Annotated in this window: 17 protein-coding genes and 2 pseudogenes; 9 read left to right on the forward strand and 10 right to left on the reverse strand. The window is 71.1% G+C overall.

What is annotated here, in order from left to right:
* Nucleotides 1-68: 68 nt before the first annotated feature.
* Nucleotides 69-683 (reverse strand): DUF938 domain-containing protein, encoded by a 615-nt coding sequence (locus tag I8J32_RS04210; RefSeq protein ID WP_200614914.1) that lies wholly within the window; start codon nucleotides 681-683, stop codon nucleotides 69-71.
* Nucleotides 684-757: 74 nt separating this feature from the next.
* Nucleotides 758-2,611: a D-(-)-3-hydroxybutyrate oligomer hydrolase gene (locus tag I8J32_RS04215; RefSeq protein WP_245156409.1), complete on the reverse strand. Its 1,854-nt coding sequence runs from the start codon at nucleotides 2,609-2,611 to the stop codon at nucleotides 758-760.
* A 90-nt stretch (nucleotides 2,612-2,701) separates the two neighbouring features.
* On the opposite strand from I8J32_RS04215, the gene I8J32_RS04220 reads away from it, so the two are divergent.
* Together I8J32_RS04220 and I8J32_RS04225 are read left to right on the forward strand one after the other, a co-directional pair.
* A complete protein-coding gene (locus I8J32_RS04220) occupies nucleotides 2,702-3,499 on the forward strand; it encodes a 3-hydroxybutyrate dehydrogenase (RefSeq protein WP_245156410.1) in 798 nt (265 codons plus the stop codon).
* A 99-nt stretch (nucleotides 3,500-3,598) separates the two neighbouring features.
* On the forward strand, nucleotides 3,599-4,309 hold the full coding sequence (locus I8J32_RS04225; protein WP_200614910.1) for a response regulator: 711 nt from the start codon (nucleotides 3,599-3,601) through the stop codon (nucleotides 4,307-4,309).
* Between the two features lie 40 nt (nucleotides 4,310-4,349).
* On the opposite strand, the gene I8J32_RS04230 is transcribed toward I8J32_RS04225, so the two are convergent.
* From I8J32_RS04230 to I8J32_RS04245, 6 genes and pseudogenes are all read right to left on the reverse strand, one after another.
* Nucleotides 4,350-6,794, reverse strand: coding sequence for a bifunctional diguanylate cyclase/phosphodiesterase (locus I8J32_RS04230; protein WP_207526776.1), 2,445 nt, complete (start codon nucleotides 6,792-6,794; stop codon nucleotides 4,350-4,352).
* On the reverse strand, nucleotides 6,685-7,263 hold the full coding sequence (locus tag I8J32_RS04235; RefSeq protein WP_207526777.1) for a hypothetical protein: 579 nt from the start codon (nucleotides 7,261-7,263) through the stop codon (nucleotides 6,685-6,687). Before I8J32_RS04235 ends, I8J32_RS04230 begins: the two co-directional genes overlap by 110 nt.
* Nucleotides 7,264-7,566: 303 nt before the next feature.
* Complete coding sequence (locus tag I8J32_RS17930; protein ID WP_343225253.1) at nucleotides 7,567-7,938, reverse strand: response regulator; 372 nt, start codon at nucleotides 7,936-7,938, stop codon at nucleotides 7,567-7,569.
* A gap of 126 nt (nucleotides 7,939-8,064) precedes the next feature.
* Nucleotides 8,065-8,580 (reverse strand): annotated as a pseudogene (locus I8J32_RS17935) (sensor histidine kinase); the annotation flags it as partial.
* Nucleotides 8,516-11,071 (reverse strand): annotated as a pseudogene (locus I8J32_RS04240) (PAS-domain containing protein); the annotation flags it as partial. The pseudogenes I8J32_RS17935 and I8J32_RS04240, both read right to left, overlap by 65 nt.
* A gap of 100 nt (nucleotides 11,072-11,171) precedes the next feature.
* A complete protein-coding gene (locus I8J32_RS04245) occupies nucleotides 11,172-13,391 on the reverse strand; it encodes a TonB-dependent receptor (protein ID WP_207526778.1) in 2,220 nt (739 codons plus the stop codon).
* A 212-nt stretch (nucleotides 13,392-13,603) separates the two neighbouring features.
* Here I8J32_RS04245 and I8J32_RS04250 point away from each other — a divergent pair, with 212 nt between their 5' ends.
* The 6 genes from I8J32_RS04250 to I8J32_RS04275 all read left to right on the forward strand — a co-directional run bounded on the left by I8J32_RS04250 (nucleotide 13,604) and on the right by I8J32_RS04275 (nucleotide 19,420).
* On the forward strand, nucleotides 13,604-15,007 hold the full coding sequence (locus I8J32_RS04250) for a GntP family permease (RefSeq protein WP_200614898.1): 1,404 nt from the start codon (nucleotides 13,604-13,606) through the stop codon (nucleotides 15,005-15,007).
* A gap of 256 nt (nucleotides 15,008-15,263) precedes the next feature.
* Nucleotides 15,264-16,682: an MBOAT family O-acyltransferase gene (locus tag I8J32_RS04255; protein ID WP_200614897.1), complete on the forward strand. Its 1,419-nt coding sequence runs from the start codon at nucleotides 15,264-15,266 to the stop codon at nucleotides 16,680-16,682.
* A complete protein-coding gene (locus tag I8J32_RS04260) occupies nucleotides 16,657-17,904 on the forward strand; it encodes a hypothetical protein (protein ID WP_245156411.1) in 1,248 nt (415 codons plus the stop codon). Before I8J32_RS04255 ends, I8J32_RS04260 begins: the two co-directional genes overlap by 26 nt.
* A gap of 110 nt (nucleotides 17,905-18,014) precedes the next feature.
* Complete coding sequence (locus tag I8J32_RS04265; protein WP_200614895.1) at nucleotides 18,015-18,356, forward strand: I78 family peptidase inhibitor; 342 nt, start codon at nucleotides 18,015-18,017, stop codon at nucleotides 18,354-18,356.
* Between the two features lie 180 nt (nucleotides 18,357-18,536).
* A complete protein-coding gene (locus tag I8J32_RS04270; RefSeq protein WP_200614893.1) occupies nucleotides 18,537-18,986 on the forward strand; it encodes a ribonuclease domain-containing protein in 450 nt (149 codons plus the stop codon).
* Nucleotides 18,983-19,420, forward strand: a complete 438-nt coding sequence (locus tag I8J32_RS04275; RefSeq protein WP_200614892.1) for a barstar family protein — start codon at nucleotides 18,983-18,985, stop codon at nucleotides 19,418-19,420. Before I8J32_RS04270 ends, I8J32_RS04275 begins: the two co-directional genes overlap by 4 nt.
* A 38-nt stretch (nucleotides 19,421-19,458) precedes the next feature.
* On the opposite strand, the gene I8J32_RS04280 is transcribed toward I8J32_RS04275, so the two are convergent.
* Complete coding sequence (locus I8J32_RS04280) at nucleotides 19,459-19,692, reverse strand: hypothetical protein (RefSeq protein ID WP_200614890.1); 234 nt, start codon at nucleotides 19,690-19,692, stop codon at nucleotides 19,459-19,461.
* Nucleotides 19,693-19,763: 71 nt separating this feature from the next.
* Complete coding sequence (locus tag I8J32_RS04285; protein WP_200614888.1) at nucleotides 19,764-21,029, reverse strand: TCR/Tet family MFS transporter; 1,266 nt, start codon at nucleotides 21,027-21,029, stop codon at nucleotides 19,764-19,766.
* Between the two features lie 307 nt (nucleotides 21,030-21,336).
* Between I8J32_RS04285 and gltB the strand changes: the two genes are divergently transcribed.
* Nucleotides 21,337-25,857: a glutamate synthase large subunit gene (gene gltB / locus I8J32_RS04290; RefSeq protein WP_200614886.1), complete on the forward strand. Its 4,521-nt coding sequence runs from the start codon at nucleotides 21,337-21,339 to the stop codon at nucleotides 25,855-25,857.
* Nucleotides 25,858-26,006: the final 149 nt, after the last annotated feature.

Genomic DNA, 26,006 nt, shown 5'->3' on the forward strand with positions numbered 1-26,006 from the left:
CGATAGGGCGGGTCTTGACCCGCCACCGTGCGGATCGGTCGCGGTCGAACGGCGGGTCAAGACCCGCCCTATGTGGTGGCGCGGTCCCGTCGCCACACCAGCGTGCGGTTGTTGGCGGGCATCTCCACGTCATCGACCAGGCGCAGGCCGATGCCGCGCGCCAGTGCGTCCACCGCCTCGAAGTCGCGGATCGCGCTGGCCGGATCGCGTGCCTTGAGCCAGGCATCGAACTCGCGGTTGCTCTCGCTGGTGTAGGCCCCGCCGTAGTTGAAGGGCCCGTAGACGGCGAGCGTCGCTTCGGTTTCCAGCACGTCGGGCAGGCGCGCGAAGAGGGTCTCCACCTCGGGCCAGCCCATGATGTGCAGCGTGTTGGCACTGAACACCGCATCGAAGCGCGAACCGGGCCACGTGCCGCGGACGTCGAGCGCGATCGGGGCAGGCGTGTTCGGCAGTGCCGCCCCGTCCAGCCACTGGCCGATGCCGGGCAGGTGGTCGGCCACGTCGGAGCACTGCCAGGTCAGCCACGGCATCGCCTGCGCGAAATACACCGCGTGCTGGCCAGTGCCGCTGCCGATCTCGAGCACGCGGCGCCGCTCGGCGAGGTGCGGCCGCAACACCGCCAGGATCGGATCGCGGTTGCGGTCGCAGGAGGGCGAATGCGGCTTCGGCAATGGCGTGGGCATGGCGGCACCGGCTGGGACGCGGCCATTGTGGCCCGTCGCGGCGAAGATCGCGCGCAGGCGCTACCTGGCCGGACTCAGCGCGGCACGGCCAGGTGTGCCGCCGTGAGCGGTTCCGGGCCGGACGCGCGCGCAGGCACCAGGGCATCGGCCGGCAATGGCCGCGCCGGGTCGTCCAGGTGCGCCATCACTGCGTCCAGCGCCGCGTACACGTAGGGCAGCAGCGGTACGTAGCGCGCGCGGTAGTCGGGCAGGGCGAGGAAGCCGTCGAAATGCTGGGCGTTGGCGACCTGCCAGTAGTGCACGTCGCGGCCCGCGGCCTGCGCGCGCGCCACGTAGGGATCGCTGGTGAACGCCGGCGGCAGCAGGCCGTCGTCGCGGCCATGGATGACCAGCACCGGCAGGCCGGCGCGCGGCAGGCCGGCGCGGGTCTGCGCGATGCCCGCGTGCACGCGGCGCGCCTGAGCGTCCTCGCCGGTCCACAGCGCGCGCAGGCACTGCAGGCCGGGCAACGTGGGATCGGGCAGTGCCGCCTTCGTATCGACCAGGCCGATGCCGGCACCCGGCGGGATGCCGCTGCCGTCGGCCCACCACGCGGCGCGCTCGGAGGCCGTCGCGGCGCGCGCAGTGAAATCGGGATTGAGCGCGGACCAGGCGTAGCCGCAGGGGTGTTCGCCCACGCCGAAGCGTCCATAGGACGAGGCGTAGGTCGCCGCGATCGCGCGCCACAGGTCGAAGTCCACCGACAGCGTGCCGGCGCGGATCGCCGCATCGGTCCAGCCGCTGGCGCGCAGCTGCGCGTGCGCCTGGCGCGCCTGCGCGGCGACATCGCCGCCGGCGAGGATGCCGGCCGCGGCCAGCGACGCGCAACGCAGCTCGCCGCCTTTCTGCGCCAGGGCCGACAGCGGCGAACGTGGCCGGTCCTCGACCGCGAGCACGGCGCAGGGCATCAGCAGTCCGGCCTCGGTGCCGATGTCGTACAGCGGTCGCACGCCGTCGACGCTCACGTTGGGCTCGCCGGCGACCACCGCGTCGAGCCAGTCGCCCTGCTCGGCCGCGCGCAGCACCGCGCCGCCGCCGTTGGAGATGCCGACGGCGATCACGCGCGTGTTGTCGAAGGTGAAGGGCGCGGCCTGCGGGTAGGCTTCGTCCAGTTGCGCCAGCGCGAACTGCGCGGCCTGCTTCACGTGCGCGCCCCAGTCGGCCTCGGGGTTGTCGCCCGAATGCGCGTGCTTGAAGGCCACGCCGTGACCGGCACGCTCGCTGCCGGCGGCAGGCGCCGGGTTCGTCGCGCTCGCGTTGCCGAGCGGGTTGAACGCCGCCGCCTGCCCCGGGCCGACGACGGTGCCGTCGGACCCGGTGCCCATGCCGGCATCGAGGTCGAAATAGTCGGTGCCCGCGCCCTTGTCCGTGTAGGCCACGGCGCATCCGCGCGGCAGGCCCCACGCACCGGCGACGGCGATCGCGCCGTAGATGCCGCGCGAACCGGACGACGCGGTGACCACCACGCAGCGTCGCGCGGCATCGAAGGCATCGGGTACCTGCACCATCACCCGGTGCGGATGGCGGGCGCCCGGCACCGTCGCCAGCGCGTGGAACTCGCGGCCCGGGACGCTGGGCATGCCGCCGTACAGCGTGCCGTAGCCACCGGCGGGCGCCAGGTCGGCGATGCCGCGCCAGTTGCTCCACAGCGCGCGCCGGCGCAGTTCGGCCGCCGTCGGCGCCACCGGGTCGGCAAAGGCGGGGGGCGCCGCGGCGCGCAGGCCGTCCAGGCCGAGCCCGCCGGTGAGCAGGTCGTCGGCCTGGCGGTGCGTGCTGTGGCGTGGGAACGCGAACATCTCGGACTCCGGGGGCGACGGCGCGCCGGTGGACGCACAGCCGGCCAGCAGGGCCAGGCCGAGGACGGAACAACGCAGGGCGGTCGTCATCATCCGCAGACCCTAGCAAGCGCGTCCGGCCGCGGCATCGTACTTTCGTACCACGTGGCGCGCGCGGGCGCTTGCTAGGCTACCGGTCTGCCCATGCCCCGGTTCCCCATGTCCGCCACGCCCCCCAGCCCCTCGCGCTGCATCCTCATCACCGGCGCCGGCAGCGGCATCGGCGCCGGCATCGCCGCCGAACTCGCGCGCGCCGGCCACTTCGTCGTCGTCACCGACGTCAGCCTGGATGCCGCCCGGACCGTGGCCGACGGCATCCTCGCCGACGCAGGCCAGGCGCAGGCGCTCGCGCTGGACGTCACCTCCGATCACAGCGTCGAAGCCGCGCTGGCCGCGGTGGCGCGGCCGGTCGACGTGCTGGTCAACAACGCCGGCCTCCAGCACGTGGCGCCGCTGGAGGAGTTCCCGATGGAAAAGTGGGACTTCCTGGTGCAGGTGATGCTGGTCGGGGTCGCGCGCCTGACCCGCGCGGTGCTGCCGGGCATGCGCGAGCGCGGCTACGGCCGCATCGTCAACATCGGCTCGATCCACTCGCTGGTGGCCAGCCCGTTCAAGAGCGCCTACGTCGCCGCCAAGCACGGCCTGCTGGGCCTGTCGAAGGTGGTCGCCCTGGAGACGGCGGGCACCGACATCACCATCAACACGATCTGCCCGACCTACGTGAAGACGCCGCTGGTCGACAAGCAGATCGCCGACCAGGCGCGCACCCGCGGCATTCCCGAATCGCAGGTGGTCAGCGAAGTCATGCTCAAGCCCATGCCCAAGGGCGTGTTCATCGGTTTTGACGAACTGGCCGGCATCACCGCCTTCCTGATGTCGGCGCACGCACGCAACATCACCGGCCACACGATCGACGTGGACGGCGGCTGGACCGTGCAGTAGGGCAGGAGTGAGTGATGAGGAGTGAGAAATGAGTGGCACTCTCCGCGGGCTTCCTGCTCCCCTCTCATTTCTCACTCTTGGCCACGCACTCCTCAGCCCATGCCGACGCTGCTGATCGCCGACGACCACCCGCTGTTCCGGGCCGCGCTGCGCGGCGCGGCGGCCGAGGCCGTCGACAACCTGCGTGTGCACGAAGCCGCTTCGCTCGATGATGTGCTCGCAGTGCTGGAGGCCGAGCCGGACGTCGACCTGGTCCTGCTGGACCTGCACATGCCGGGCAACCACGGCTTGGCCGGGCTCGCGGCGGTGCGCGCGCAGCATCCGGGCGTGGCCGTGGTGGTGGTGTCGGCGAACGACGATCCGCAGGTGATCCGCCGCGCGCTGGACCACGGCGCCGCCGGCTACCTGCCCAAGAGTTCGGGCCTGGACGACCTGCGCGAGGCGATCCGCACCGTGCTGGCCTGCGAGCAGTGGCTGCCGCCGGCGCTGCGCGGCCCGGTGTCGCGCGCGCGTTCGAGCACGCACGACGCACAGCTGGCCGCCCGCCTGGCCAGCCTGTCGCCACAGCAGTTCCGGGTGCTGGTGCTGGTGGCCCAGGGGCTGTTGAACAAGCAGATCGCCGACCGGCTCGACGTGCAGGAGCGCACGGTCAAGGCGCATCTCACCGCGATCTTCGAGCGCCTGGGCGTGCGCAACCGCACCCAGGCCGGCGTCGTGCTGCGCGAGCTCGAGCTGACCGACCCGGCGCGCCGGCTGGAGGACGCGCCGGACTCCGGAGGACATCCGGGCCCGGCGGGCATTCGCGGCTGACGCTGGAACCGGGCGGGTCAGCGCGCCGGGCCGCGCGCCGTCACCGACCCTGCTTCGCCAGCCAGTACTCCGCCGGTTCCGGGTGCGCGAACAGGTAACCCTGTCCGTACACGCAGCCCATGGCCTTGAGCACTTCGCACTGGTAGCGGGTCTCGATGCCCTCGGCCACCACTTCGGCGCCCAGCGCGTTGCCCAGGGCCAGGATCGCCTCGATCACCGCCGAGCTGCGCGGCGCGACGCCGGCGGCGAAGGGGGTGATGAAGCTGCGGTCGATCTTGATCATCTTCAGCGGGAAGTGGTGCACGTGGCCCAGCGAGGAATAGCCGGTGCCGAAGTCGTCCAGCGCCGCCTCGATCTTCGCGTCGCGCAGCCGCTGCAGCGTGGCGACGACCGCATCGGGATCGCCGAGCAGCGTGCCCTCGGTCACCTCCAGGCGCAGGCGCGCGGGGTCGAAGCCGACCTCGTGCGTGAGGGCGAGGATGCGCCGGTCGAAGTCGTCGTGCTGGAACAGCCGCGGCGACACGTTGAGCGTGATGAAGCTGCCGTCGTGCACCAGCTCACGGCTCGCCTCGAGCGCCAGCCGGAACATGCGCCAGTCGATGCCCTCGATCAGGCCGCTGTCCTCGGCCACTTTCAGGAAGGCGCCCGGCGTGAGCACGCCGCGCTCCGGGTGGTTCCAGCGCAGCAGCGCTTCGTAGCCGATCACGCCCTCGTCGCCCAGCCGCACCAGTGGCTGGAACCAGGGGACGAACTCGTCGCGCACCAGCGCGTTGCGCAGCTCCTGCTCCATGTCCAGCACGCCCATGGCGGTCTGGTGCATGGCGTCGTCGAACAGTACGAAGCGGTTGCGGCCGCTGCGCTTGGCCCGGTACAGCGCCACGTCGGCGTCGTGCAGCACACGGTCGGCTGAGTCGTAATTGCGATCGGCGATGGTGATGCCGATGCTGGCCGACACCCGCAGTTCGCGCCCGGCGGCCTGCAGCGGCGGTTCCAGAACTTTCAGCACGCGCTGGGCGACCTTGCACGCGGTCTCCGGCATCGCGACGTGTTCGAGCAGCAGCACGAACTCGTCACCGGCCAGCCGCGCGACCACGTCCGGCTCGCGCACGCAGGTGGCCAGGCGGCGCGCGACTTCCTTCAGGACGTCGTCGCCGGCGCCATGGCCAAGGCTGTCGTTGACCACCTTGAAGCGGTCGATGTCGATGTACAGCAGGCCGAAGCCCTGCATGTGGTCGCGGCGCAGGCGCGCGATGGCGCGTTCCACGCGGTCGCGCAGGTAGACGCGGTTGGGCAGGCGGGTGAGCGCGTCGTGCATCACCTGGTGCTGCAGCTGGGCCTCCACCTGTTCGCGGACCGCGATCTGCTCGCGCAGCTCCAGGGTGCGTTCCTCCACCCGGTGCTCGAGTTCGGCGTTGGCCTGCTGCAGCAGTTCGGCGGCGCGGCGGCGCTGCAGGCTGCTGGCGATCTGGTAGGAGACGAAGGTGAGCAGCTCGGCGTCGCGTTCGTCGTAGACGTCGCCACGCTCGTAGCTCTGCACCGCGACGACACCGATCGCTCCTTCCACGCCCAGCAGCGGCGCACCGAGCCAGACCAGGGTCGGCGCACCGACCATGCTGGCGGCGATCTCCCCCTGCTCGAGCAGCAGCTGCGCGCGCGCCTGGTCGACCAGCTGCGGCCGGCCGGTACGCAGCACGAACTCGGTCAGCCCGCGCCCGTAGGTGCGCGTGCTCCAGTCCTTCTCGTGCTCGTCGGCGGCGTAGGGGAAGGACACGCTGGCGCCGTCCTCCGACAGCAGTCCGACGTAGAAATTCTTGGCCTCGATCAGCTCGCCCACGATCGAGTGGACGTGGCGGAAGAAGGACTCGCTGGTCTCGTCGATGCTGGCCAGCGCCGCGATGCGGTACAGGGCCGCCTGCAGGCGCTCGCCGCGTTCGCGTTCGGTCACTTCGCGGCGCAGGTCGATGTTGGCCGTTTCCAGCTGGGCGGTCCGCTCGACCACGCGCTGCTCCAGTTCGGCACGGCCACGCTTGCGTTCCAGCGCGGTGAGGATGTGCTCGGCCACGAAGGCCAGCAACGACATCTCCGCCGTGGTGTAGCAGCGGCCGCCGCGGTAGCTCTGCACGACCACCGCGCCATGGACCACGCCGTCGCGCAGCATCGGCACGCCCAGCCAGTCGCTGCTGTCGGCGCCGTGCAGTGTCAGCGGCCCGGACACCTGCTGGCGCATCTCGTCGGTGGAGCCCATCAGCGGGCGCTTGTCGCGGATCAGGTACCAGGTCAGCCCGCGTTCGATCTTCGCCAGCGGCACGATCTCGTCGGCGTCGAGCAGCTCGTCGTCGACCACGTCGGAGAAGTACAGGAACCGCAGCGAGTCGCTATCGCCGTCGTACAGGGCGATGTAGAAGTTCTCCGCGTACATCAGGTCGGAGACGATGCGGTGCAGCCCGCGCAACATGTCGGGCATGTCCAGGTCGGAACCGGCCATGTCGGCGATGGCGTACAGCGAGCGCTGCAGCTTCTCGGCCTGTTCCCAGGCGCGCCACGGCCTCCTGCATGCGCTGGACGCGCAGCACTTCGGCCAGGCGCGAGTTGAACGCCTCGTCCAGCGCCGGGGCGCCGCCCGGGCAGTACAGGAGCGCGACCGTATCCTCGCCGTCGTCATGCAGCACGCGCATGCCCAGCGGCGCCTGTCCGCCGGCGCGCACGTTGTCGACGACGTCGGCGGCGACCGCGGTCATGGCCGAATTGCCGGCGTGGCGCGGCCAGGCGGCGATGTCGCGTGGCCAATGCGTCGACCACATCAGGCAGGCGCCGACCTCATGCAGGCGCGGCAGGTCGGCGAAGAGCAGCGCGGCCACGTCGGCCGGCGTGCTGGCCTGGAACAGCTGTGGCAGCCATGCGGACGCCGCATCATGTGCGGCGGCGGGCCTGAGATATCCGCGCGCTCTGTTCATCCGACCCCTCCATGTGCCGTGCCCGGACGCACCGCGGCACGGCCGTTCTCCGGGCGCGTGGCAGACCAGGCCCTGAGGCCGCCACTCCGGAAGGAACGCAATGCCAGCCTAGGCACGCCCTTATGAGCGCACCGTGACGGGTTGGCGGGGATCTGCTGCGTGTGCATGCGCTTGTTGGAACTCACCACGGGCTGTCGGAACGATGCGGAACACCGCATGGTCCGTAACGGCGTGCGGGTTGCCTTCTTGAGGCATGCAACGCGCGTGCCACGGCCTGTGGGAGCCCTTGCCCGTTCAGGTCGTTCAGGCCGCACCGGGCACCCGCCCGGCCGCCAGCAGGCGGTCCAGGACCGACTTCAGGGCGAGCGGTTTGAGCGGCTTGATCAAAAGTGGCAGCCCGGCCTCGTGCACCGCGCGGCGCACGGTGGGACCGGGGTCGGCGCTGAGGATCACCGCCGGCCGCGAGCCATGCATCTGCACCAGCCGCTCGCGCAGCGCCACCCCGGTGTCCTGGTCGTCCAGGTGGTAGTCGAGCAGCCAGATGTCGGCGGCGCGAACCTGCAGCGCAGCGCAGGCGCGGGCACCGTCACCAGCGGCCGCGACGCTGAACCCCCAGCCCTGCAACACACGCTGCAGGGCCTGCAACGCGGCCGGTTCGTTGTCGACCAGCAGCACGTGCGCCGGCCCGGACGCCACCATCGTGGTGCGCGTCGCGGGCTCGACGCGCTCGGGGGTGGCCCCGCGCGGCAGGGTAATGCCGAACGTGGTGCCGGTTCCCGGCTGGCTGCGCAGCGACAGCGGCGCTTGCAGCAGCTGCGCCATGCGTTCGGCGATGGCCAGGCCCAACCCCAGGCCCTGGCCCGGCGCGTCCTCGCCACGGCGGAATTCCTCGAAGATGCCCCGCTGCTGGTCGGCCTGGATGCCGGGACCGGTATCGTGCACGTCCACGCGAATGCCTTCGTGGCTGCGCCGCACGCCCAGCAGCACACCGCCGTGCCCGGTGTAGCGCACGGCGTTGGCCAGGAAGTTCTGCAGCACGCGGCGCAGCAGGTGCGGATCGCTGCGCACCCAGGCGCGCGTCGGCCGGTAGGCGAACCCGAGGCCGCGTTCGGCGGCCAGCACGGCGAACTCGGACGCCAGCGGATCGAGCACGTCGGCCAGCGGGGAAATCGCGCGGCTGCGCGACCAGGCCACCGGCTTCCAGGCGCGACATGTCCAGCAGCGCGGTAAGCAGGTCGGTGGTGGAATCCAGCGCGCCGCGGGTCTGCGCGAGCAGCGCCCGCGACTGGGGCGCCTCCAGCTGCTGCGCCAGCGCATCGGTGAACAGGTGCGCGGCGTGCAGCGGCTGCAGCAGGTCGTGCCCGATCGCGGCGAGGAAGCGGCTCTTGGCGTCGTTGGCGTGCTCGGCCTCGTGCTTGGCGGCCTCCAGCAGCGTGGTGCGCTCGGCCACGCGCTGTTCGAGCGTCTCGTTGGCGCGCAGCAGTTCGTGCTGGGCCCCACGGAAGGCGGTGACATCGGTGAAGGTCGCCACGAAGCCGCCGCCGGGCATGGGATTGCCTCGGATCTCGACGATGCTGCCGTCGGGGAACACGCGTTCGGACAGGTGGGCAGTGCCGGCGCGCATGAAATGCAGGCGCCGCGAGAGGGCCTGTTCCAGCCCGCCGCTGTGCGGCATCCGCGCCAGCGCCCAGCGCGCCAGGGTTTCCACCGGCTGGCCGACCTGCAGCAGCTCGGCGGGAAACCCGAACAGCTGCGCGTAGCGCCGGTTCCACGCCACCAGGCGCAGCTGCGCGTCGACCACACTGATGCCCTGGCTCATGTTCTGCAGCGCCGCTTCCAGCACGCGCTGGTTGAAGCGCAGGTCCTGCGCGGCCTCGTCGACGATCGCCGCGACGGTGTCGAGATTGCGGGCCCCATCCTCGTCGCGCGCGGCATCCAGCAGCACGCGCGCGGATGCCGAGCCCAGCACCGCGGCCAGTTCGCGTTCCAGCTGCGCCTCGATATGCGCCGGCACGGGCCCGGCGGCCGGCGCCGGTTGCAACAGCTGGGCCACGCGCTCGCGCGGCAGGAAGCGGCGGCCGGCGCTGCGCAGCGTGGCGGCGTCCAGGCCGCGCGACTCCCGCCGCGCCGGCGCCGGACGCCAGGCGGCGAACAGCCAGATGGCCAAGGTGCCGGCGAACAGGCTGGCCCCGACCGCGCGGCCCAGGCGGCTCCAGCCGGTGAGCCCGAACAGCGCGTCCGGTGCGAGCCAGTGCGCGCCGAAGGGGCCGTGGGTGACCCAGGCCGGCGCGGCGCCTTCGGCGCTGGCCAGCAGCGGCAGCAGCAGGCACCAGGCCCAGACCGCGAAGCCGACCACGATCCCCGCGATCGCCGCACGTGGCGGCGTCTGCGGTCGCCAAACCGCAAAGGCGAGCGCGGGGGCGAGCGTGGCCAGGGCGGAGAACGACACCGCGCCGACATCCGCCAGCGCGGCACTCCCTACGATGGCACGGCCGTAGACCCAGGCCAGCAGCATGATCGCCACGATGCCCGCACGCCGCAGCGTCAGCACCGAGCCGCGCAGGTCGCCACCCTGGCCATCGCGTCGCCAGGCCAGGCGCAGCAGGCCCGGCGCCAGCCAGTGGTTGCCGATCATCAGGCTGAGCGTCAGCGTGCTGACCACCACCATGCCCGTGGCCGCGCTCAGCCCGCCCAGGAACGCGAACAGCGCCAGCCCGTCGTGGCCCTGCGCCAGCGGCAACGCCAGCACGTAGAGGTCGGAGGGCACGTCACGGGCCAGCAGCGCCTCGCCAGCGCGTGCCAGCGGCAACACCGGCAGCGCGATCAGCACCAGGTAGAGCGGGAACAGCCAGCGCGCCGTGCGCACGTGATTTTCGTCGCGGCACTCCACCACCCCGACATGGAACTGGTGCGGCAGGGTGAACATCGCCAGCGCGCCCAGCAGCACCAGCGGCAGGAACCCACCGGTCGCCACCGGCGACGGCGCGGCCGGCACCGGCGCGGCGGCGACCGCGCCATCCAGGCCCAGCCACACGAACACGCCCAGCGCCAGCATCGCCGCGAGCTTGAACAGCGACTCGAAGGCCATCGCCAACACCAGGCCGCGGTTGTGCTCGGCGGCGCTGGCGCGGCGGGTGCCGAACAGCATCGCGAACGCCGCCATGGCCAGGGCGACGTACAGCGCGCTGTCGCCCAGCGGCGCGGCGGCCGGATAGGCCGCGCCCGTCAGCAGGGCATAGCTCATCGCTACCGCCTTGAGCTGCAGCGCGATGTAGGGAATCAGCCCGAGCGCCGCGACCGCGGTCACCGCCGCCGCCAGCCAGGCGTCCTTGCCCAGGCGCGTGGCGATCAGGTCGGCCAGCGAGGTCGCGTTGGAGGCCTGCGCCAGGCGCACCAGGCGCTGCATCGCCACGGCCGCGAAGGCGTACAGCAGCAGCGTGCCGACGAATGTCGGCGGCAGCGGCCAGTCGTAGCGCGCGGCCTGGGTGACCGTGCCGAAGAACGTCCACGACGTGCAGTACACCGCCAGCGAGAGCGCGTAGACGTGGCGCCAGTGGCTGGCCAGCACCCGCGGGTGCCGTTCGGCGTACAGCGCGGTGCCGAACAGCAGGCCCAGCCAGACCAGCGCGGCGCAGACGACGATCGCCACGCTCACCGCGCGGACTCCGCGAAGGCCGCACGCCGGCGCACGCCGGCGGCATCGCAACCGACGCGTGCGTGCGCCCGGCCGCGGCTGCGGCGGGTTCGAGGGCCAGGACAGGATGGGGCGCGCATGCGCGGTCGAGGATAGCGCGGGCGCCGGCGGCATCCGCGATGTCGCCGCGGGACGGCCGTGCAACGGACGGCATGGGCAAAATGCGACGGCGGGCCGAAGCCCGCCGTCGCTTCCCGATCCCGGTCAGGTGGGATCAGAAGTCATACCGCACGGTCAACGCATACTGGCGAGGCGGTCCGTAAAAACCCGTGAGGACCCCGAGCACCGGAATGTTGTAGCCGGTGGTCCTGTATTCCTCGTCCAGCAGGTTGGTGCCCTGCAGGGAGAACGACCACGCATCATCCAGCTTCCAGATGATGCCGGCGTTGAGAAGGCCGTAGCCCTCCTGGCGGATCGCCGGGCTCAGGTCGGTGGTCGGCCAGACCTCGCTCTGGTAGCTGTAACCCAGTCGCGTGGACAGGTCGCCGCCACCGGACAGCGCGGTGCGGTATTCCAGGTTCACCGCGCCTGAGAACTCGGGCGCGTTGGTGAAGCGCTGGGCGTCGGCCACGTTGACCTCGCGGGTGATGAACTCGTCGTACTGCGCGTCCAGCCAGGCCAGGTTGCCGCCGAGCACCCAGTGATCGCCCACCAGCCACTGGTATTCGGCTTCCACGCCCTGCACGGTGCCCTTGCCGGCGTTGGTGAAGTCGCCGAAGAAGGCATCGTCCACGCCGTCACCGTTGGAATCGAAGGCGGTGAACACCGACAGCTGGATGTCCTCGTAGTCGTTGTGGAAATAGGCCAGGTTGAGGAACAGGCTGTTGTCCAGGAAGGCCATCTTGCTGCCGATTTCCAGGCTGTCGACCTTCTCGTCGTCGAACGGCTCGGCCGAGCGCGGCACCGCCACGGCGTTGGCGCGGATGTTGTAGCCGCCGGACTTGAAGCCGCGCGTGGCCAGGCCGTAGAGCATGATGCCGTCGGTGACCTGGTAGTCCAGCGAGACCTTGGGCGAGACATTCTTGAAGTTGGTGGTCTTGTCGAAATCCGCCACGGTCGCCCTGGGGGTGGTGAACGTCCCGTCCGTGTAGGCGCGATTGAGCACCACCGCCCGCTTGTCCTCGTCGGTGTAGCGCGCGCCGACATCGAGCTTCAGGCGCTGGGTGAGGTCGAACGTCCAGTCGGCGTAGAACGCCAGGCTGTCGGTGAAGACCGTGCCCTCGGTGTCGCCGAAACTGGCGTTGAGGAAGTTGTTGAGCACCTGCCCGCCGGCCTCGCCGTCGAATGCGTAGACGCCCATCACGCCGCGGGCGCGGCCGCCGGCGTCGAAGTTGGCCTGCAGTTCGTGGCTGACCTGCTCGTCCTCGTAGAACGCCTTCACGTCGACGATAGGCGCCGGCGTGGTGTCGAAATCGATGTTCGTCTCGGTGTCGGATTCACGCCGGGCCAGCACGTACTTGAACACCCAGTCCTCGGTGGCCCGCCAGTTGGCGGTGATCGAGGCGCCGGTCATCGACGTGTCGTTGACGTTGCGCATCCCGCTGCGGATGTCGTAGCGGTCGTCCAGCGGCGGATTGGCGCCGAACGCCGGGAACAACGCGGTGAACGCGTTGGGCGCGAGCATCTTCGCGCCGCGCACGCCGGACTGGTCGTCCATCCAGTCGAAGGCGACCTGCACGTCGAAGTCCTCGCCGATCCACGCACCGACCTGGCCGCGCGCGGCGAGGATCTCCTTGTCGCTGACTTCCTGGTCGGTGTACTGGTTGTCGCCGAACCCGTCGCGGTTGAGGCTGGCCACCGCCACACGCGCGCGCAACGCATCGCTGCCCAGGGTGCCCCCGATCGCGGCGCGGGCGTCGAGCTGGTTGTAGTTGCCCACGGTCAGCGAGCCGAAGCCGGTGGTTTCGGCCGGCAGGCCGCGCGAGATGTACTTGATCGCGCCGCCGATGGTGTTCTTGCCGTACAGCGTGCCCTGCGGGCCGCGCAGCACCTCCACGCGCTGCACGTCGAAGACGTCCAGCAAGGCTCCCTGCGGGCGGGCGATGTAGACGTCGTCCAGGTAGATGCCCACGCCCGGGTCGACGCCCCACAGCGGATCGGCCTGGCCGATGCCGCGGATGTAGGCGGTGACCGTGCTGCTGGAGCCGCGCGCGGCATAGATGGTCAGGTTGGGCACCTGCGCATCGAGGTCGCCCAGGTCGTCGATGGCCAGCTTGTCCAGCGCTTCGGCGGTGAACGCGGTCACGGCCACCGGCACTTCCTGCAGCGTTTCCTCGCGTTTGCGCGCCGATACGGTGACCGTGCCCAGCGTGGTGGCCCGGGCCTGCTGCTCCGCCGGCGCTGCCGGCGGGTCCTGCGCCCAGGCCGCGGGTGCGGCGATGGCCGACGACAGCAGCACGCTGCCAATCGCCACACTCAGATACTTGCGCTTCATCGCGTCCCCTCCTGCGGGTACCGTGCGGTACGTGTTCGTGCGGTACATGTTCGACCGGGGCGCAATGCGCCCGGCCCCTGTCATGCCTTCACACAGGCTAGGGACCGCGCGCCGCGGGCGGCATCGTACCTTCGGACAATGGGCCGGCGGGGTCCGGCTTGCGGACACTCGCGGCAGCAATGGCGGCCCCGGGCCGGCGATGGAGCGTGTGGATGTCTTTCCTGATCGTGCTGGCGGCGCTGTGCTTCCTGATGTTCGTCGCCTATCGCGGCTACAGCGTCATCCTGTTCGCGCCCGTCGCGGCGCTGGGGGCGGTGCTGCTGACCGACCCGTCGCTGGTGGCGCCGATGTTCACCGGCCTGTTCATGGACAAGATGGTCGGGTTCCTGAAGCTGTACTTCCCGGTCTTCCTGCTCGGCGCGATCTTCGGCAAGCTGATCGAGCTGTCGGGTTTCTCGCAGTCGATCGTGGCCGCGACGATCCGGCTGTTCGGCGCGCAGCGCGCGATGCTGTCAATCGTGGCGGTGTGCGCGCTGCTCACCTACGGCGGCGTGTCGCTGTTCGTGGTGGTGTTCGCGGTCTATCCCTTCGCGGCCGAACTGTTCCGCCAGAGCGACATTCCCAAGCGCCTGATCCCCGGCACGATCGCGCTGGGCGCCTTCACCTTCACCATGGATGCGCTGCCGGGCACGCCGCAGATCCAGAACATCATCCCCACCTCGTTCTTCGGCACCACCGCCTGGGCCGCGCCGGTGCTGGGCACGGTCGGCGCGGTCTTCATCCTGACGCTGGGACTGACCTACCTGGAGTGGCGGCGTCGCGTCGCGCGGCGCGCAGGCGAGGGTTACGGCGATCCGACCGCGCTGGTGAACGAACCGGCCCCGTTCGCGGGCCCGGCGCTGGCGCATCCGCTGGTCGCACTGCTGCCGCTGGTACTGGTCGGGGTCAGCAACAAGCTGTTCACCGTGCTCATCCCCGGCCTGTACGGGACCAGCCATTCCTTCGTGCCGGCGGTGATGGGCGCCGCAGCGCCCGTCGTGCAGGAAGTGCCCAAGGTGGCCGCGATCTGGGCCGTGGAAGGCGCCCTGCTGGTGGGCATCGCCTGCGTGCTCGCCTGCGCCTGGACAGCGGTCGCCACGCGCTTTGCCGACGGCACGAAGCAGGCCATCGGCGGTGCGTTGCTGGCCTCGATGAACACCGCCTCGGAATACGGCTTCGGCGCGGTCATTGCGGCGTTGCCCGGATTCCTGGTCGTGGCCAACGCGCTGTCGTCGATCCCCGATCCACTGCTCAACGAGGCGGTGACCGTCACTTCGCTGGCCGGGATCACCGGCTCGGCCTCGGGCGGGATGAGCATCGCGCTGGCGGCGATGGCCGACAGTTTCATCGCCAACGCGCAGGCCGCCGGCATCCCGATGGACGTGCTGCACCGCGTGGCGGCGATGGCGTCGGGCGGCATGGACACGCTGCCGCACAACGGCGCGGTGATCACCCTGCTGGCCGTTACCGGCCTGACCCACCGCCAGGCATACCGCGACGTGTTCGCCATCACCCTGATCAAGACCGCGGCGGTGTTCGTGGTGATCGGCGTGTTCTACGCGACCGGCCAGGTGTAGCGCGCGGGGCGGCGCCGCGTGCCTCGCCCAGCCGCCCGTTCGCCGGCGCGACACCGGCCCGGCAGCTCCCCCGCACGGGGGATTTTTTCTCGCGCTGATCGAGGCATGCGCGCCGGCCGGCCTTGATCAGGGCCGTTGCGCGGTTCCGTGCGCATTGCCGTCGAGCCACACTCCCGGGCCACCGCTGTCCGGTGGCCGCCCGTCTGCGCGTTGCCCTGCTAGTGGCCGGCCTCCCGCAGCCGGCGCCGGTGCGCCCATGGTCTTCAATTCCCTCACCTTCATCGTGTTTTTTGCCTGCGTGCTGGTGCTGCACCACCTGCCGCTGGGCTGGACGACGAAGAAGGTCAATCTGCTGATCGCCAGCTACCTCTTCTATGCGGCGTGGAATCCGCCCTTCGTCATCCTGCTGTGGATCTCGACCGTGGTCGACTGGTGGGCGGCGAAGAAGCTGGCCGACGCCGTCGAGCCCCACCGGCGTCGGGCATGGATGCTGCTGTCGGTGGTGGTCAACCTGGGCATGCTGGGCTACTTCAAGTACGGCGGCTTCCTGATGGAGAACTTCACCGCGCTGATGGGCGCGGCGGGCATCGGTTACCAGCCGCCCAAGCTCGACATCGTGCTGCCCGTGGGCATCTCCTTCTATACCTTCGCCACGCTGTCCTACACGCTCGACGTCTACCTGCGACGCGCGCGCCCGGCCAGCAATGCGCTGGACTACGCGCTGTTCGTGACCTTCTTCCCGCACCTGGTCGCCGGCCCGATCATGCGTCCCACCGAACTGGTGCCGCAGTTCGCCACCCCGCGGCAGGCGACCGGGGACCAGCTGCGGTTCGGGCTGGCGTTGATGGTGCTGGGGCTGTTCCAGAAGGTCGTGCTCGCCGACGGCTTCCTGGCGCCCGCGGCGGAGGCGGTCTATGACAACGCTGCCGTCGTGCCGGGCACGCTGGATGCATGGATGGGCACGCTGGCCTTCAGCGGGCAGATCTTCTGCGACTTCGCGGGCTATTCGACCACCGCGATCGGCGCGGCGATGTGCCTGGGCTTCGCGATGCCCGACAACTTCCGCTTCCCCTACGCGGCCGTGGGCTTCTCGGATTTCTGGCGGCGCTGGCACATCACCCTGTCGGCCTGGCTGCGCGACTATCTCTACATACCGCTGGGCGGCAACCGCCACGGCGTGTCGCGCACCTACTTCGCACTGATGGCGACGATGCTGCTGGGCGGCCTGTGGCACGGCGCGAGCTGGACCTTCGTCGTGTGGGGCGGCCTGCACGGGCTATACCTGGCCGGCGAGCGGATGCTGCGCGCGCGGTGGGGGCACTGGAGGCCCGGCCCGTTCGCGCTGTTCCTGCTGGGCCTGCTCACCTACACGCTGATCAATGTGACCTGGGTGTTCTTCCGCGCGCAGGATTTCGGCCAGGCCTGGTCGGTGCTGCGCGGCATGGCCGGCGCGAACGGCGCGGCCGAACCGATCCTGGATACCCCGGCGCTGACGATGGTCGCCCTGATCGTCGCCGGCCTGGTCATCGCGCACTGGCTGATGCGCACTTCCACACTCGAATCGATGCTCGCGCGGCGCCACCCGGTGCCGCTCGCCGCCGCGCTGGGCGGCATGGCGTTCGCGATCGCGGCCACACAGGGGGCGGGCAATGCCTTCATCTATTTCCAGTTCTGACGCCATCCTCGCCCCCACCGCGCCGGGCGTGATCGCGGCCGACGGCGTGGCCGCGCCGGGCGCAAGCCTGTTCGAACGGCCGGGTTTCGTACGCCTGACGGCATCGGACCGGCCCGGCGTCGCCCAGCCCGTGCCCGAGCGCGACATCCCCCCGCAGCCCTGGGGCCGCATCCTGCTCGGTGCGCTGCTGCTGTTCCTGGCCCTGATGGCGGCGTGGGAAAACCAGTGGCGCCAGTTCGGGGCGCAGCCGGGCTACCGGAACAGCAATGGCGCCTGGGCCGAACAGCGGCGGCGTATCGCCACCGGTGAAGGCGACCGCACCGTGCTGATCGGTTCGTCGCGGGTGCTGTTCGACGTGCAGCTGGACCAGTGGCAGGCGGCCACCGGCGAACGGCCCATCCAGCTCGCGCTGGAAGGCACCACGCCGGTGCCGGTGCTCGAGGACCTGGCGGCCGATCCCGCGTTCACCGGGCGACTGCTCGTGGGCGTGGCGCCCGACCTGTTCTTCAGCGGCTTCGCCTACCGCGGCGCAGCCATCAAGCACTACCACCAGCAGGGGCCGTCGCAGCGCATCGGGCACTGGCTGTCCAAGCACGCACTGGAACCGTACTTCGCGTTCTACGACCCCGACTTCGCGTTGCCCACGGTGCTGGAGCGCCAGCCCTGGTGGCCGCTGCGACCGGAGCTGCGCCGCCACATGGACGTGCGCAAGCTGATGGTGCTGGGCGCGGACCGCGACACCCACCTGTGGAGCAAGGTCGAGACCGACGCGCAATACCGCGCGCTGGCGCAGAGCATCTGGGCGCAGCATTTCACCGGCCCGCCTCCACCGCCGATGCGCACGCCCGAGGGCCGGGCCGCGTTGTTCGGCGCGCAGGTCGATCGCGCCGCCAAGGCCGTCGCCGTCCTGCGCGCGCGCGGCGTGCCGGTGGTGTTCGTGCGGCCGCCCAGTGACGGCGCTTACTACGCGTTCGAGCAGGCGGCGCTGCCGCGCGCGCAGACCTGGGACCTGCTCCTGCAGCGGACCGGCGCGCCGGGCATCCACTTCGAGGACCATCGCGCGCTGCAGGGCCTGGAGCTGCCGGAGTGGTCGCACCTGACCCATGCCGACGCGCGGCGGTTCACCACGGCGCTGGCGCCGCTGGTGGTGCGTGAGTTCGAGCGGCAGGATCATGCCCGCCAGCAAGCCGCGGCCACGGCCACGGCCGCGCGCACGCCCTGACCCGCGGTTCGGCGACGCGCCGGCCCGTGGATGGCGCGGACGGGTCGCCCTTTGACCCGTCGCGAACACGGCCGCGGGCACACTGCCGGCTCCCCGAACGGAGCCGACCCATGATCCGACGCGCGCTGTCCACCGCCTTGCTCACTGTCTGCCTGGCCGCCTGCGCCACGGCCGGATCCGAGGCCGGGACGCCGCCGCCCGCGGCCGATCCCGCACCGCCGACCCAGCCCAGCCCCACGCCGCCCCAGGCCAGCTGCAATGCGGACGCCGCGCGCATCGTCGTCGGCCAGGTGGCCACGCCGGACGTGGTCGAGAAGGCGCGGCTGGCCGCCGGCGCGCAGCTGGTGCGCACGCTCAAGCCCGGCCAGGTGGTGACCATGGAGTACCACTCCAGCCGGTTGAACATCGACGTCAACGAGGGCAACACGGTCACCAATGTCCGCTGCGGGTGACGCACGGTGACGCGACGCGTCCATCCTGCGCGACCCACGCCCGCAGCAGGGCGCGCAGCGCGTGGACCGGGATCCGGACATGGAGCCTGAAAATCAGGCTCCCCGCGATCACCGGGGCGCGCGGGGCGCGGGCCTCGGGGGAAGTCCATCGGCTGGCATCATCCTTGCGTGAGGAGTGGCATGCGCCGCCATCTCTGGGTCATTGCCGGGTTCGTGCTGCTGGGCCTGTGGCTCTGGTCCGGCTCGTCGCCGCGCCTGCCCGCCCCGGGTGCGCCGGCGGCAACGCAGTCCCAAGCCGGTGGCCCGGCGGTGGCCGACGCCCGCGCCGAGGCGGCACTGCCCAGCCGCGCGCGTTACCCGGCCTTCCTCCCACCGCAGGCGCATCGGGTCCTGGACCAGATCGCGCAGGGCGGACCCTTCGAATACCGCCAGGACGGCGGCGTGTTCCAGAACCGCGAACGGCAGCTGCCCCAGCAGCCGCGCGGTTACTACCGCGAATACACGGTGGCCGCGCCCGGTTCGGATGATCGCGGCGCCCGCCGCATCGTCACCGGCGGCCAGCCCCCGATGGAGTACTGGTACACCGATGATCACTACCGCAGTTTCCGCCGATTCGAGGTCTCGCCATGACGGCCGTTGACGTGCGCCAGGTGCTGACCGACCCGGGCCAGGGCGGTGCGTACTTCGTTGACGCACAGGATGCGCAGGCATTGGCCGAAGCTGCCGACGGCCTGGAATTCGCCGTGGCGCGCATCGAGCTGGACGGCTGCGCCGACAAGGCCGCGGCACTGGGCGCGATCGCGCGCGGCCTGCGGTTCCCGGGCTGGTTCGGCGCGAATTTCGACGCGCTGGCCGACAGCCTGGGCGACATGTCGTGGTTGCCGGCCGACGGCTACCTGCTGTTGCTCGAACACGCCGATGCGTGGCGCGAGGCCGATGACGACAACTTCGCCACCCTGCTCGACGTGCTCAACGAGGCCGCGGCCAGTTGGGGCGACCAGGGCAAGCCGTTCTGGGCGGTGTTCCCGCTGCAGGCCGAACACGTCAGCCAGCTGGCCTTCTGACCCGGGCGGCCGCTGCGGCCGCCCGCGTGATGCGCAGCTCAGATGCGGTCGTCGAGCCCGTCGACCCCGGCATGGCGGGCGCAATGCGCGCAGCAATAGAAGACGCCGTCGTGCTCGGCCCCGTGTCCGATGATCCGGCAGCGGCAGTGCGCACAGACGGGCGCCAGGGCATGGATCGCGCACTCGAACGAATCGAACGTGCCCGACCCTCGGGGGCCCTGGATGCTGAAGGCCTTGTCGTAGTCGTTGCCGCACACGTCGCATCGGGCCATGGCGCGCTCTCCTTACGTGATGCCTGACCGCAGTCTCCGCCGCGTGCCGTGAAGCATCCGCATCGCAATCCTCAGGCCGCTTCGCTTACGGCCGCCTCCACCGGCGGGCGGGCGCGCGCGAAACGCCAGGCCACGCCCAGCGCGATGGCCAGCACCAGGCCCGCGGCCCAGAACGGCGCGCCCGGTTGCCGGAACGGCGTCGACGGCGCGATCGCCCAGGCGAAGATCGCCGTATAGAAGTGCGGCGCGGTGATGCCGGCCAGGCTCATCAGGCTGCTCAGCGCACCCTGCACGCGGCCCTGCACTTTCGGGCCGACCTGCCGGGTCACCAGCGCCTGCGCCGACGGCATGGCGAAACCCCAGAAGGCCATGATCGGGATGCCCACCAGGAACAGCAGCCCCGTCGGCGCCCAGCCGTAGATCGCGAAGCCCACGACGCCGCAGCCCAGGCCGAACAGCAGCGCGCGGCGCTCGCCCCACGCGGCCACCGCGTGCTTCACCAGGCCGGCCTGCACGATCACCGCGCACACGCCCACCGCGCCCAGCACCAGGCCGACTTCCCACGGCCCCCACTGGAAGCGGTAGCCGGCGAACAGCACGAACACGTTCGGATAGACGAAGTGCGCCAGGTTGATCAGGAACACCACCATCGCCAGCCCCCACACCTGCGGGAAACTGCGCAGCAGCTTGAGCGAGCCCAGCGGATTGGCGTGCGCCCAGTCGAAGCGCTCGGCGCGGTGTTCGGGGGTCAGCGACTCGGGCAGCACGAACCAGCCGTAGGCGAAGTTGCACAGGGCCAGGATCGCCGCGCCCCAGAACGGCCAGCGCAGGTCGATGCTGCCCAGCCATCCGCCCATTACCGGCCCCAGGATGAAGCCCAGCCCGAAGGCCGCGCCGATCATGCCGAAGGCCTGCGCGCGCTTGTCCGGCGCGGTGATGTCGGCGATGTAGGCATTGGCGGTGGTGAAGCTGGCCGAGGTGATCGCCGAGATGACGCGGCCGACGAACAGCCACGGCAGCGAACTGGCCAGCGCCATGAAGATGAAATCGATGCCCAGCCCCAGGCAGGACAGCAGGATCACCGGCCGGCGGCCGTAGCGGTCCGACAGCGTGCCCTGGATCGGCGCGGCGACGAACTGGATCAGCGAGAACATGAAACCGAACCAGCCGATCCAGTGCGCGGCCGTGCCGGTGTCGCCGCCCACGAACTGTTCCACCAGCTTGGGCAGCACCGGGATGATCAGGCCGAACGCGAGCACGTCGATCAGGACGGTGACGAAGATGAAAATCAGCGCAGCCTTGCGCGCGCCGTGATGCGGTCCGGTCACGGGGATCATTCTTTGCAGTGGGGAAATCAGTGTAGCGGCGTACGCATCAGCGGCATGTGCCGGCGCTGCGTACCCGCCTGCGGCCACGGCCGGGACGATTGAAGTTGAAGCTCTAGAAATGGTTTCGATTTCAACCACTTAGCGGCGCGAAAAGTCATTTGCCGCAGCGCACAATCTGTGCTTTATTCGGGTCAACCCGCTGATTTTTTCGCCGGTCGCCCCGCCTGGGGCGGCGCACGGCGAAGCGTCCGCGCGCCCGCCGCATCGCTCGTGCACCACCGCTTCGCACCGTCCGCCGCCACCTTCGAGGCACGCCATGGACCAGCGCCCCCGCCCGGGCCCGCAGCAAGGCCTGTACGACCCCCGCGACGAGCGGGACTGTTGCGGCTTCGGCCTCATCGCGCAGCTCGATGACGTGCCTTCGGCGACCGTGGTTTCGCGCGCGCTCGACGCACTGGTGCGCATGACCCATCGCGGCGGGCTGGCGGCCGACGGTCTGAGCGGCGACGGCTGCGGCCTGCTGATCCGCCGGCCCGAAGCCTGGCTGCGCGCGCTGGCCGGCGAGGCGGGCATCGCGCTGGGACCGATGCATGCGGCGGGCCTGGTGTTCCTGCCGCACGAGGACGATGCGGCCGCGCCGGTGCGCGAACTGTTCGCGCAGGCGCTGCGCGAGGTCGGCCTGGCGGTGGCGGGCTGGCGCAGCGTGCCGGTGGACCCGGCCGCCTGCGGCGAACGCGCGCGCTCCACGCTGCCGCGCATCGAACAGGTCTTCGTCGTGCCCGCCCTGGACATCGACGGCGCACGCCCCTCGCCGGAGGGCTTCGCGCACGCGCTCTACCTGGGCCGGCGACGCGCGGAACAGCGTCTGCGCGCGCGGCCCGGCGCGGCGTGCGAGGAGGTCCACGTGGTCAGCCTGTGCGCGCACGCGATCGGCTACAAAGGCATGGTCCTGCCCGAGCGGCTGGCCCAGTTCTATCCCGACCTGCAGCGCCCGGAGCTGGCCAGCAGCGCGGTGGTGTTCCACCAGCGCTTCTCGACCAACTCGGCGCCGCGCTGGCCGCTCGCCCAGCCCTTCCGCCTGCTGGCGCACAACGGCGAGATCAACACCATCGCCGGCAACCGGGCGTGGGCCCGGGCCCGCGCGCACGTGTGGCGCACGCCGGCCGGCGCGGCGCATGCGCTCGACCCCAGCGAGTTCGACCCGGTCATCGAAATGGATGGCTCCGATTCGCAGTCGCTCGACAGCATGCTCGAGCTGATGCAGGCCGGCGGCATGGACCTGCTCAAGGCCCTGCGCATCCTGATCCCGCCGGCCACGCAGTCGCTGGAATACCGCGATGCCGACCTGGCGGCGTTCTACGACTACTACGCGATCAACTCCGAACCCTGGGACGGGCCGGCCGGCATCGTCGTTACCGACGCGCGCTTCGCCGCCTGCACGCTCGACCGCAACGGGCTGCGGCCGGCGCGCTGGCTGCGCACGGCCGACCGCCATTTCATGATCGCCTCGGAAGCCGGCGTGTTTTCCATCGACGACGGCGAGGTCGAGGCCAAGGGCAAGCTCGGCCCCGGCGAGATGATCGCCGTGGACCTGCAGACCGGCCAGCTGCTCGACAGCGAGGCCATCGACGCGGTCAACCGGGCGCGCGCGCCGTACAAGGCCTGGCTCAAGCAGGGCATGACCTACCTGCACAGTGAGCTGATCGATCCCAGCCTGGCCGCCGAGCCGTTCGATGCGCAGACGCTGGCCTGCTTCCAGAAGCTGTTCCAGCTCACCCGCGAGGAACGCGAGGGCGTGTTGCGGCCGCTGGCGGAAACCGAGCAGGAAGCCATCGGCTCGATGGGCGACGACGTGCCGATGGCGGCGTTGTCGCAGCAGGTGCGGCCGCTGTACGACTGCTTCCGCCAGGCCTTCGCGCAGGTGACCAACCCGCCCATCGATCCGTTGCGCGAGGACTGCGTGATGTCGCTGGCCACGCAACTGGGCCGCGAGGGCAACCTGCTGGAGGATGGCCCGGACGGCGTGCACCACGTGATGCTCAACTCGCCCGTGCTGTCGCAGCGCAAGTTGCGCCAGCTGCTGGCGATGCCGCCCTTCGTCGACGCGCATGTGCAGATCGACCTCGACTTCGATCCGGCCGAAGGGCTGCACGCCGCGCTGCGGCGCCTGTGCGCGCAGGCCGAACAGGCAGTGCGCGGCGGCGCGCTGCTGCTGCTGATCAGCGACCGCTATCCGCGCCGCGACCGCCTCGTGGCGCACGCGCTGCTGGCCACCGGCGCGATCCACCAGCACCTGATCCGCACCGGCCTGCGCTGCGCCGCCAACCTGGTGGTGGAGACCGGCACCGCGCGCGATCCGCACCACTTCGCCTGCCTGATCGGCTGCGGCGCGACGGCGGTCTATCCGTACCTGGCCTACCAGACCCTGCACGAGCTGGGGGTTCGCGGGATCCTCAAGACGCGCCACGGCGAGGTGGCGCAGATCGGCCGCAGCTACCGGCGCGGAGTGAAGAAGGGCCTGCTGAAGATCCTGTCGAAGATGGGCATCAGCACGGTGGGCAGCTATCGCGGGGCCCAGCTGTTCGAGATCGTCGGCCTGGATCCCGAGGTGGTCGCGCTGTGCTTCACCGGCACGCCGGCGCGCATCGGCGGCGCGGGCTTCGACGCGCTGCAGGCCGACGCCGCGCAACTGGCCGCGCACGCCTGGAACGCCAACGCGCTGCCGGACATCGGCGGACTGCTGCGCTACGTGCCCGGCGGCGAGTACCACCAGTTCAATCCGGACGTGGTGACGCGGCTGCAGCGCGCCGCCGCCAGTGGCGCGCGCGAGGACTGGCAGGCCTACGCGCGGGCCGTCAACGAGCGCCCCGTCGCCGCGCTGCGCGACCTGCTCGAGCTGCGCGCCGCGCCGGCGCCCCTGCCGCTGGAGGAGGTCGAACCGGTGGAAGCCATCGTGCGCCGCTTCGACACCGCGGCGATGAGCCTGGGCGCGCTGTCACCCGAGGCCCACGAAGCGCTGGCCATCGCGATGAACCGGCTCGGCGGGCGCAGCAATTCGGGCGAAGGCGGCGAGGATCCGCAGCGCCATGGCACCGAGCGCATGTCGAAGATCAAGCAGGTCGCCTCCGGCCGTTTCGGCGTCACCCCGCATTACCTGGTCAACGCCCAGGTGCTGCAGATCAAGATCGCGCAGGGCGCCAAGCCCGGCGAGGGCGGCCAGTTGCCCGGCCACAAGGTCAACGCGCTGATCGCGCGCCTGCGCCATGCGATGCCGGGGATCGGCCTGATCTCGCCGCCGCCGCACCACGACATCTATTCGATCGAGGACCTCGCCCAGCTGATCCACGACCTGCGCGAGGTCAACCCGGCCGCGCGCGTGTCGGTGAAGCTGGTCTCGCACGCCGGCGTGGGCACGATCGCGACGGGCGTGGTGAAGGCCGGTGCCGACATGGTCACCATCTCCGGTCACGACGGCGGGACCGGCGCCAGTCCGCTCTCGTCGATCCGCTACGCCGGCACGCCCTGGGAACTGGGCCTGGCCGAGGCGCGGCAGGCGCTGCTGGCCAACGGCCTGCGCGAGCGCGTCACCCTGCAGGCCGACGGCGGACTCAAGAGCGGACTGGACGTCATCAAGGCCGCCCTGCTCGGCGCGGAGAGCTTCGGCTTCGGCACCGCGCCGATGATCGCGCTGGGCTGCAAGTACCTGCGCATCTGCCACCTCAACAACTGCGCCACCGGCGTGGCCACGCAGGACGAGGCACTGCGTCGCGAGCACTACACCGGCCTGCCCGAGCGCGTGGAGAACTTCTTCCGGCTGCTGGCGGAGGAAGTGCGTGAATGGCTGGCGCTGCTGGGCGCGCGCTCGATCGGCGAGATCGTCGGCCGCACCGGATTGCTGGCGTGCGCGCCGCAGGGCAGTGTGCGCGGCCGCGAGCTCGACCTGGCGCCCTTGCTGGCCGACGCCGGCGCGGGCGATGGACTGGGTGTGGGTGGCTGCGGGACGCCGGCACTGGCCGCGCCACCGGCGGGCCTGGCCGCGCGCCTGGACACGGCCCTGGCAACCGCCATCGCGCAGCAGAGCGGCGGCGTGTTCGAGGACGTGATCGGCAACACCGACCGCAGCATCGGCGCGCGCCTGTCCGGCCAGGTCGCGCGCCTGCACGGCGACCACGGCATGCAGGACGCGCCCATCACCGTGCGCCTGCGCGGCGTGGCGGGACAGAGCTTCGGCGCCTTTCTGGCCGGCGGCCTGCAGTTCGACCTCACCGGCGAGGCCAACGATTACGTCGGCAAGGGCATGGCCGGCGGCCGCATCGTGCTGCGTCCCTCCGCGCAGGCGCGCTACGCCACCCACGAGGCCCCCATCCTGGGCAACACCTGTCTCTACGGCGCGACCGGCGGCGAGCTCTACGCGGCCGGCCGCGCCGGCGAGCGCTTCGCGGTGCGCAATTCCGGCGCCGTGGCCGTGGTGGAAGGCGCCGGCGACCATTGCTGCGAATACATGACCGGCGGCGTCGTGGTGGTGCTGGGCCGCACCGGCCTGAACTTCGGGGCGGGCTTCACCGGCGGGCTGGCGTACGTGCTGGACCTGGAGCGCGACTTCGTCGACCACTACAACCACGAACTGATCGACATCGCGCGCATCGCCGGCGACGGGCTGGAGAACTACCGCTCCCACCTGCGCGACCTGCTGCTGGCGCACGTCGAGCACACGGGCAGCGCGTGGGCGCGGCGCATCGTCGAGGAGATGCGCGACTTCCTGGGCAAGTTCTGGCTGGTCAAGCCCAAGGCCGCCAGCCTGGAAGCGCTCGCCGAAACGCTGCGGCGTGCCGCGTGATGGTCGGACTGCGCCCGACCCTGCCCAGGATTGGCGATGCAGATCCCGGGCGCCACCGTGCGCTTCAAATCGCCGCCCGTTGCGAGCGTCCCCTTGGCAAGGGGATTCCGCATCCGGTGGATGGCAATCATGGTCTGGTGGAATCGCTG

It is taken from the genome of Lysobacter solisilvae (genome assembly GCF_016613535.2).
In the GTDB taxonomy this organism is placed as follows: Bacteria; Pseudomonadota; Gammaproteobacteria; order Xanthomonadales; family Xanthomonadaceae; genus Agrilutibacter; species Agrilutibacter solisilvae.

Bases quoted from the DNA above. Each gene is read 5' to 3' on its own strand.
- I8J32_RS04225 (WP_200614910.1), top strand. From the start codon at position 3,599: ATGCCGACGCTGCTGATCGCCGACGACCACCCGCTGTTCCGGGCCGCG.
- I8J32_RS04265 (WP_200614895.1), top strand. From the start codon at position 18,015: ATGATCCGACGCGCGCTGTCCACCGCCTTGCTCACTGTCTGCCTGGCC.
- I8J32_RS04255 (WP_200614897.1), top strand. From the start codon at position 15,264: ATGGTCTTCAATTCCCTCACCTTCATCGTGTTTTTTGCCTGCGTGCTG.
- I8J32_RS04270 (WP_200614893.1), top strand. From the start codon at position 18,537: ATGCGCCGCCATCTCTGGGTCATTGCCGGGTTCGTGCTGCTGGGCCTG.
- I8J32_RS04285 (WP_200614888.1), bottom strand. From the start codon at position 21,029: ATGATCCCCGTGACCGGACCGCATCACGGCGCGCGCAAGGCTGCGCTG.
- gltB (WP_200614886.1), top strand. From the start codon at position 21,337: ATGGACCAGCGCCCCCGCCCGGGCCCGCAGCAAGGCCTGTACGACCCC.
- I8J32_RS04215 (WP_245156409.1), bottom strand. From the start codon at position 2,611: ATGATGACGACCGCCCTGCGTTGTTCCGTCCTCGGCCTGGCCCTGCTG.
- I8J32_RS04220 (WP_245156410.1), top strand. From the start codon at position 2,702: ATGCCCCGGTTCCCCATGTCCGCCACGCCCCCCAGCCCCTCGCGCTGC.
- I8J32_RS04280 (WP_200614890.1), bottom strand. From the start codon at position 19,692: ATGGCCCGATGCGACGTGTGCGGCAACGACTACGACAAGGCCTTCAGC.
- I8J32_RS04260 (WP_245156411.1), top strand. From the start codon at position 16,657: ATGCCTTCATCTATTTCCAGTTCTGACGCCATCCTCGCCCCCACCGCG.
- I8J32_RS04275 (WP_200614892.1), top strand. From the start codon at position 18,983: ATGACGGCCGTTGACGTGCGCCAGGTGCTGACCGACCCGGGCCAGGGC.
- I8J32_RS04245 (WP_207526778.1), bottom strand. From the start codon at position 13,391: ATGAAGCGCAAGTATCTGAGTGTGGCGATTGGCAGCGTGCTGCTGTCG.
- I8J32_RS04230 (WP_207526776.1), bottom strand. From the start codon at position 6,794: ATGGCCGGTTCCGACCTGGACATGCCCGACATGTTGCGCGGGCTGCAC.
- I8J32_RS04250 (WP_200614898.1), top strand. From the start codon at position 13,604: ATGTCTTTCCTGATCGTGCTGGCGGCGCTGTGCTTCCTGATGTTCGTC.
- I8J32_RS04210 (WP_200614914.1), bottom strand. From the start codon at position 683: ATGCCCACGCCATTGCCGAAGCCGCATTCGCCCTCCTGCGACCGCAAC.
- I8J32_RS04235 (WP_207526777.1), bottom strand. From the start codon at position 7,263: ATGAACAGAGCGCGCGGATATCTCAGGCCCGCCGCCGCACATGATGCG.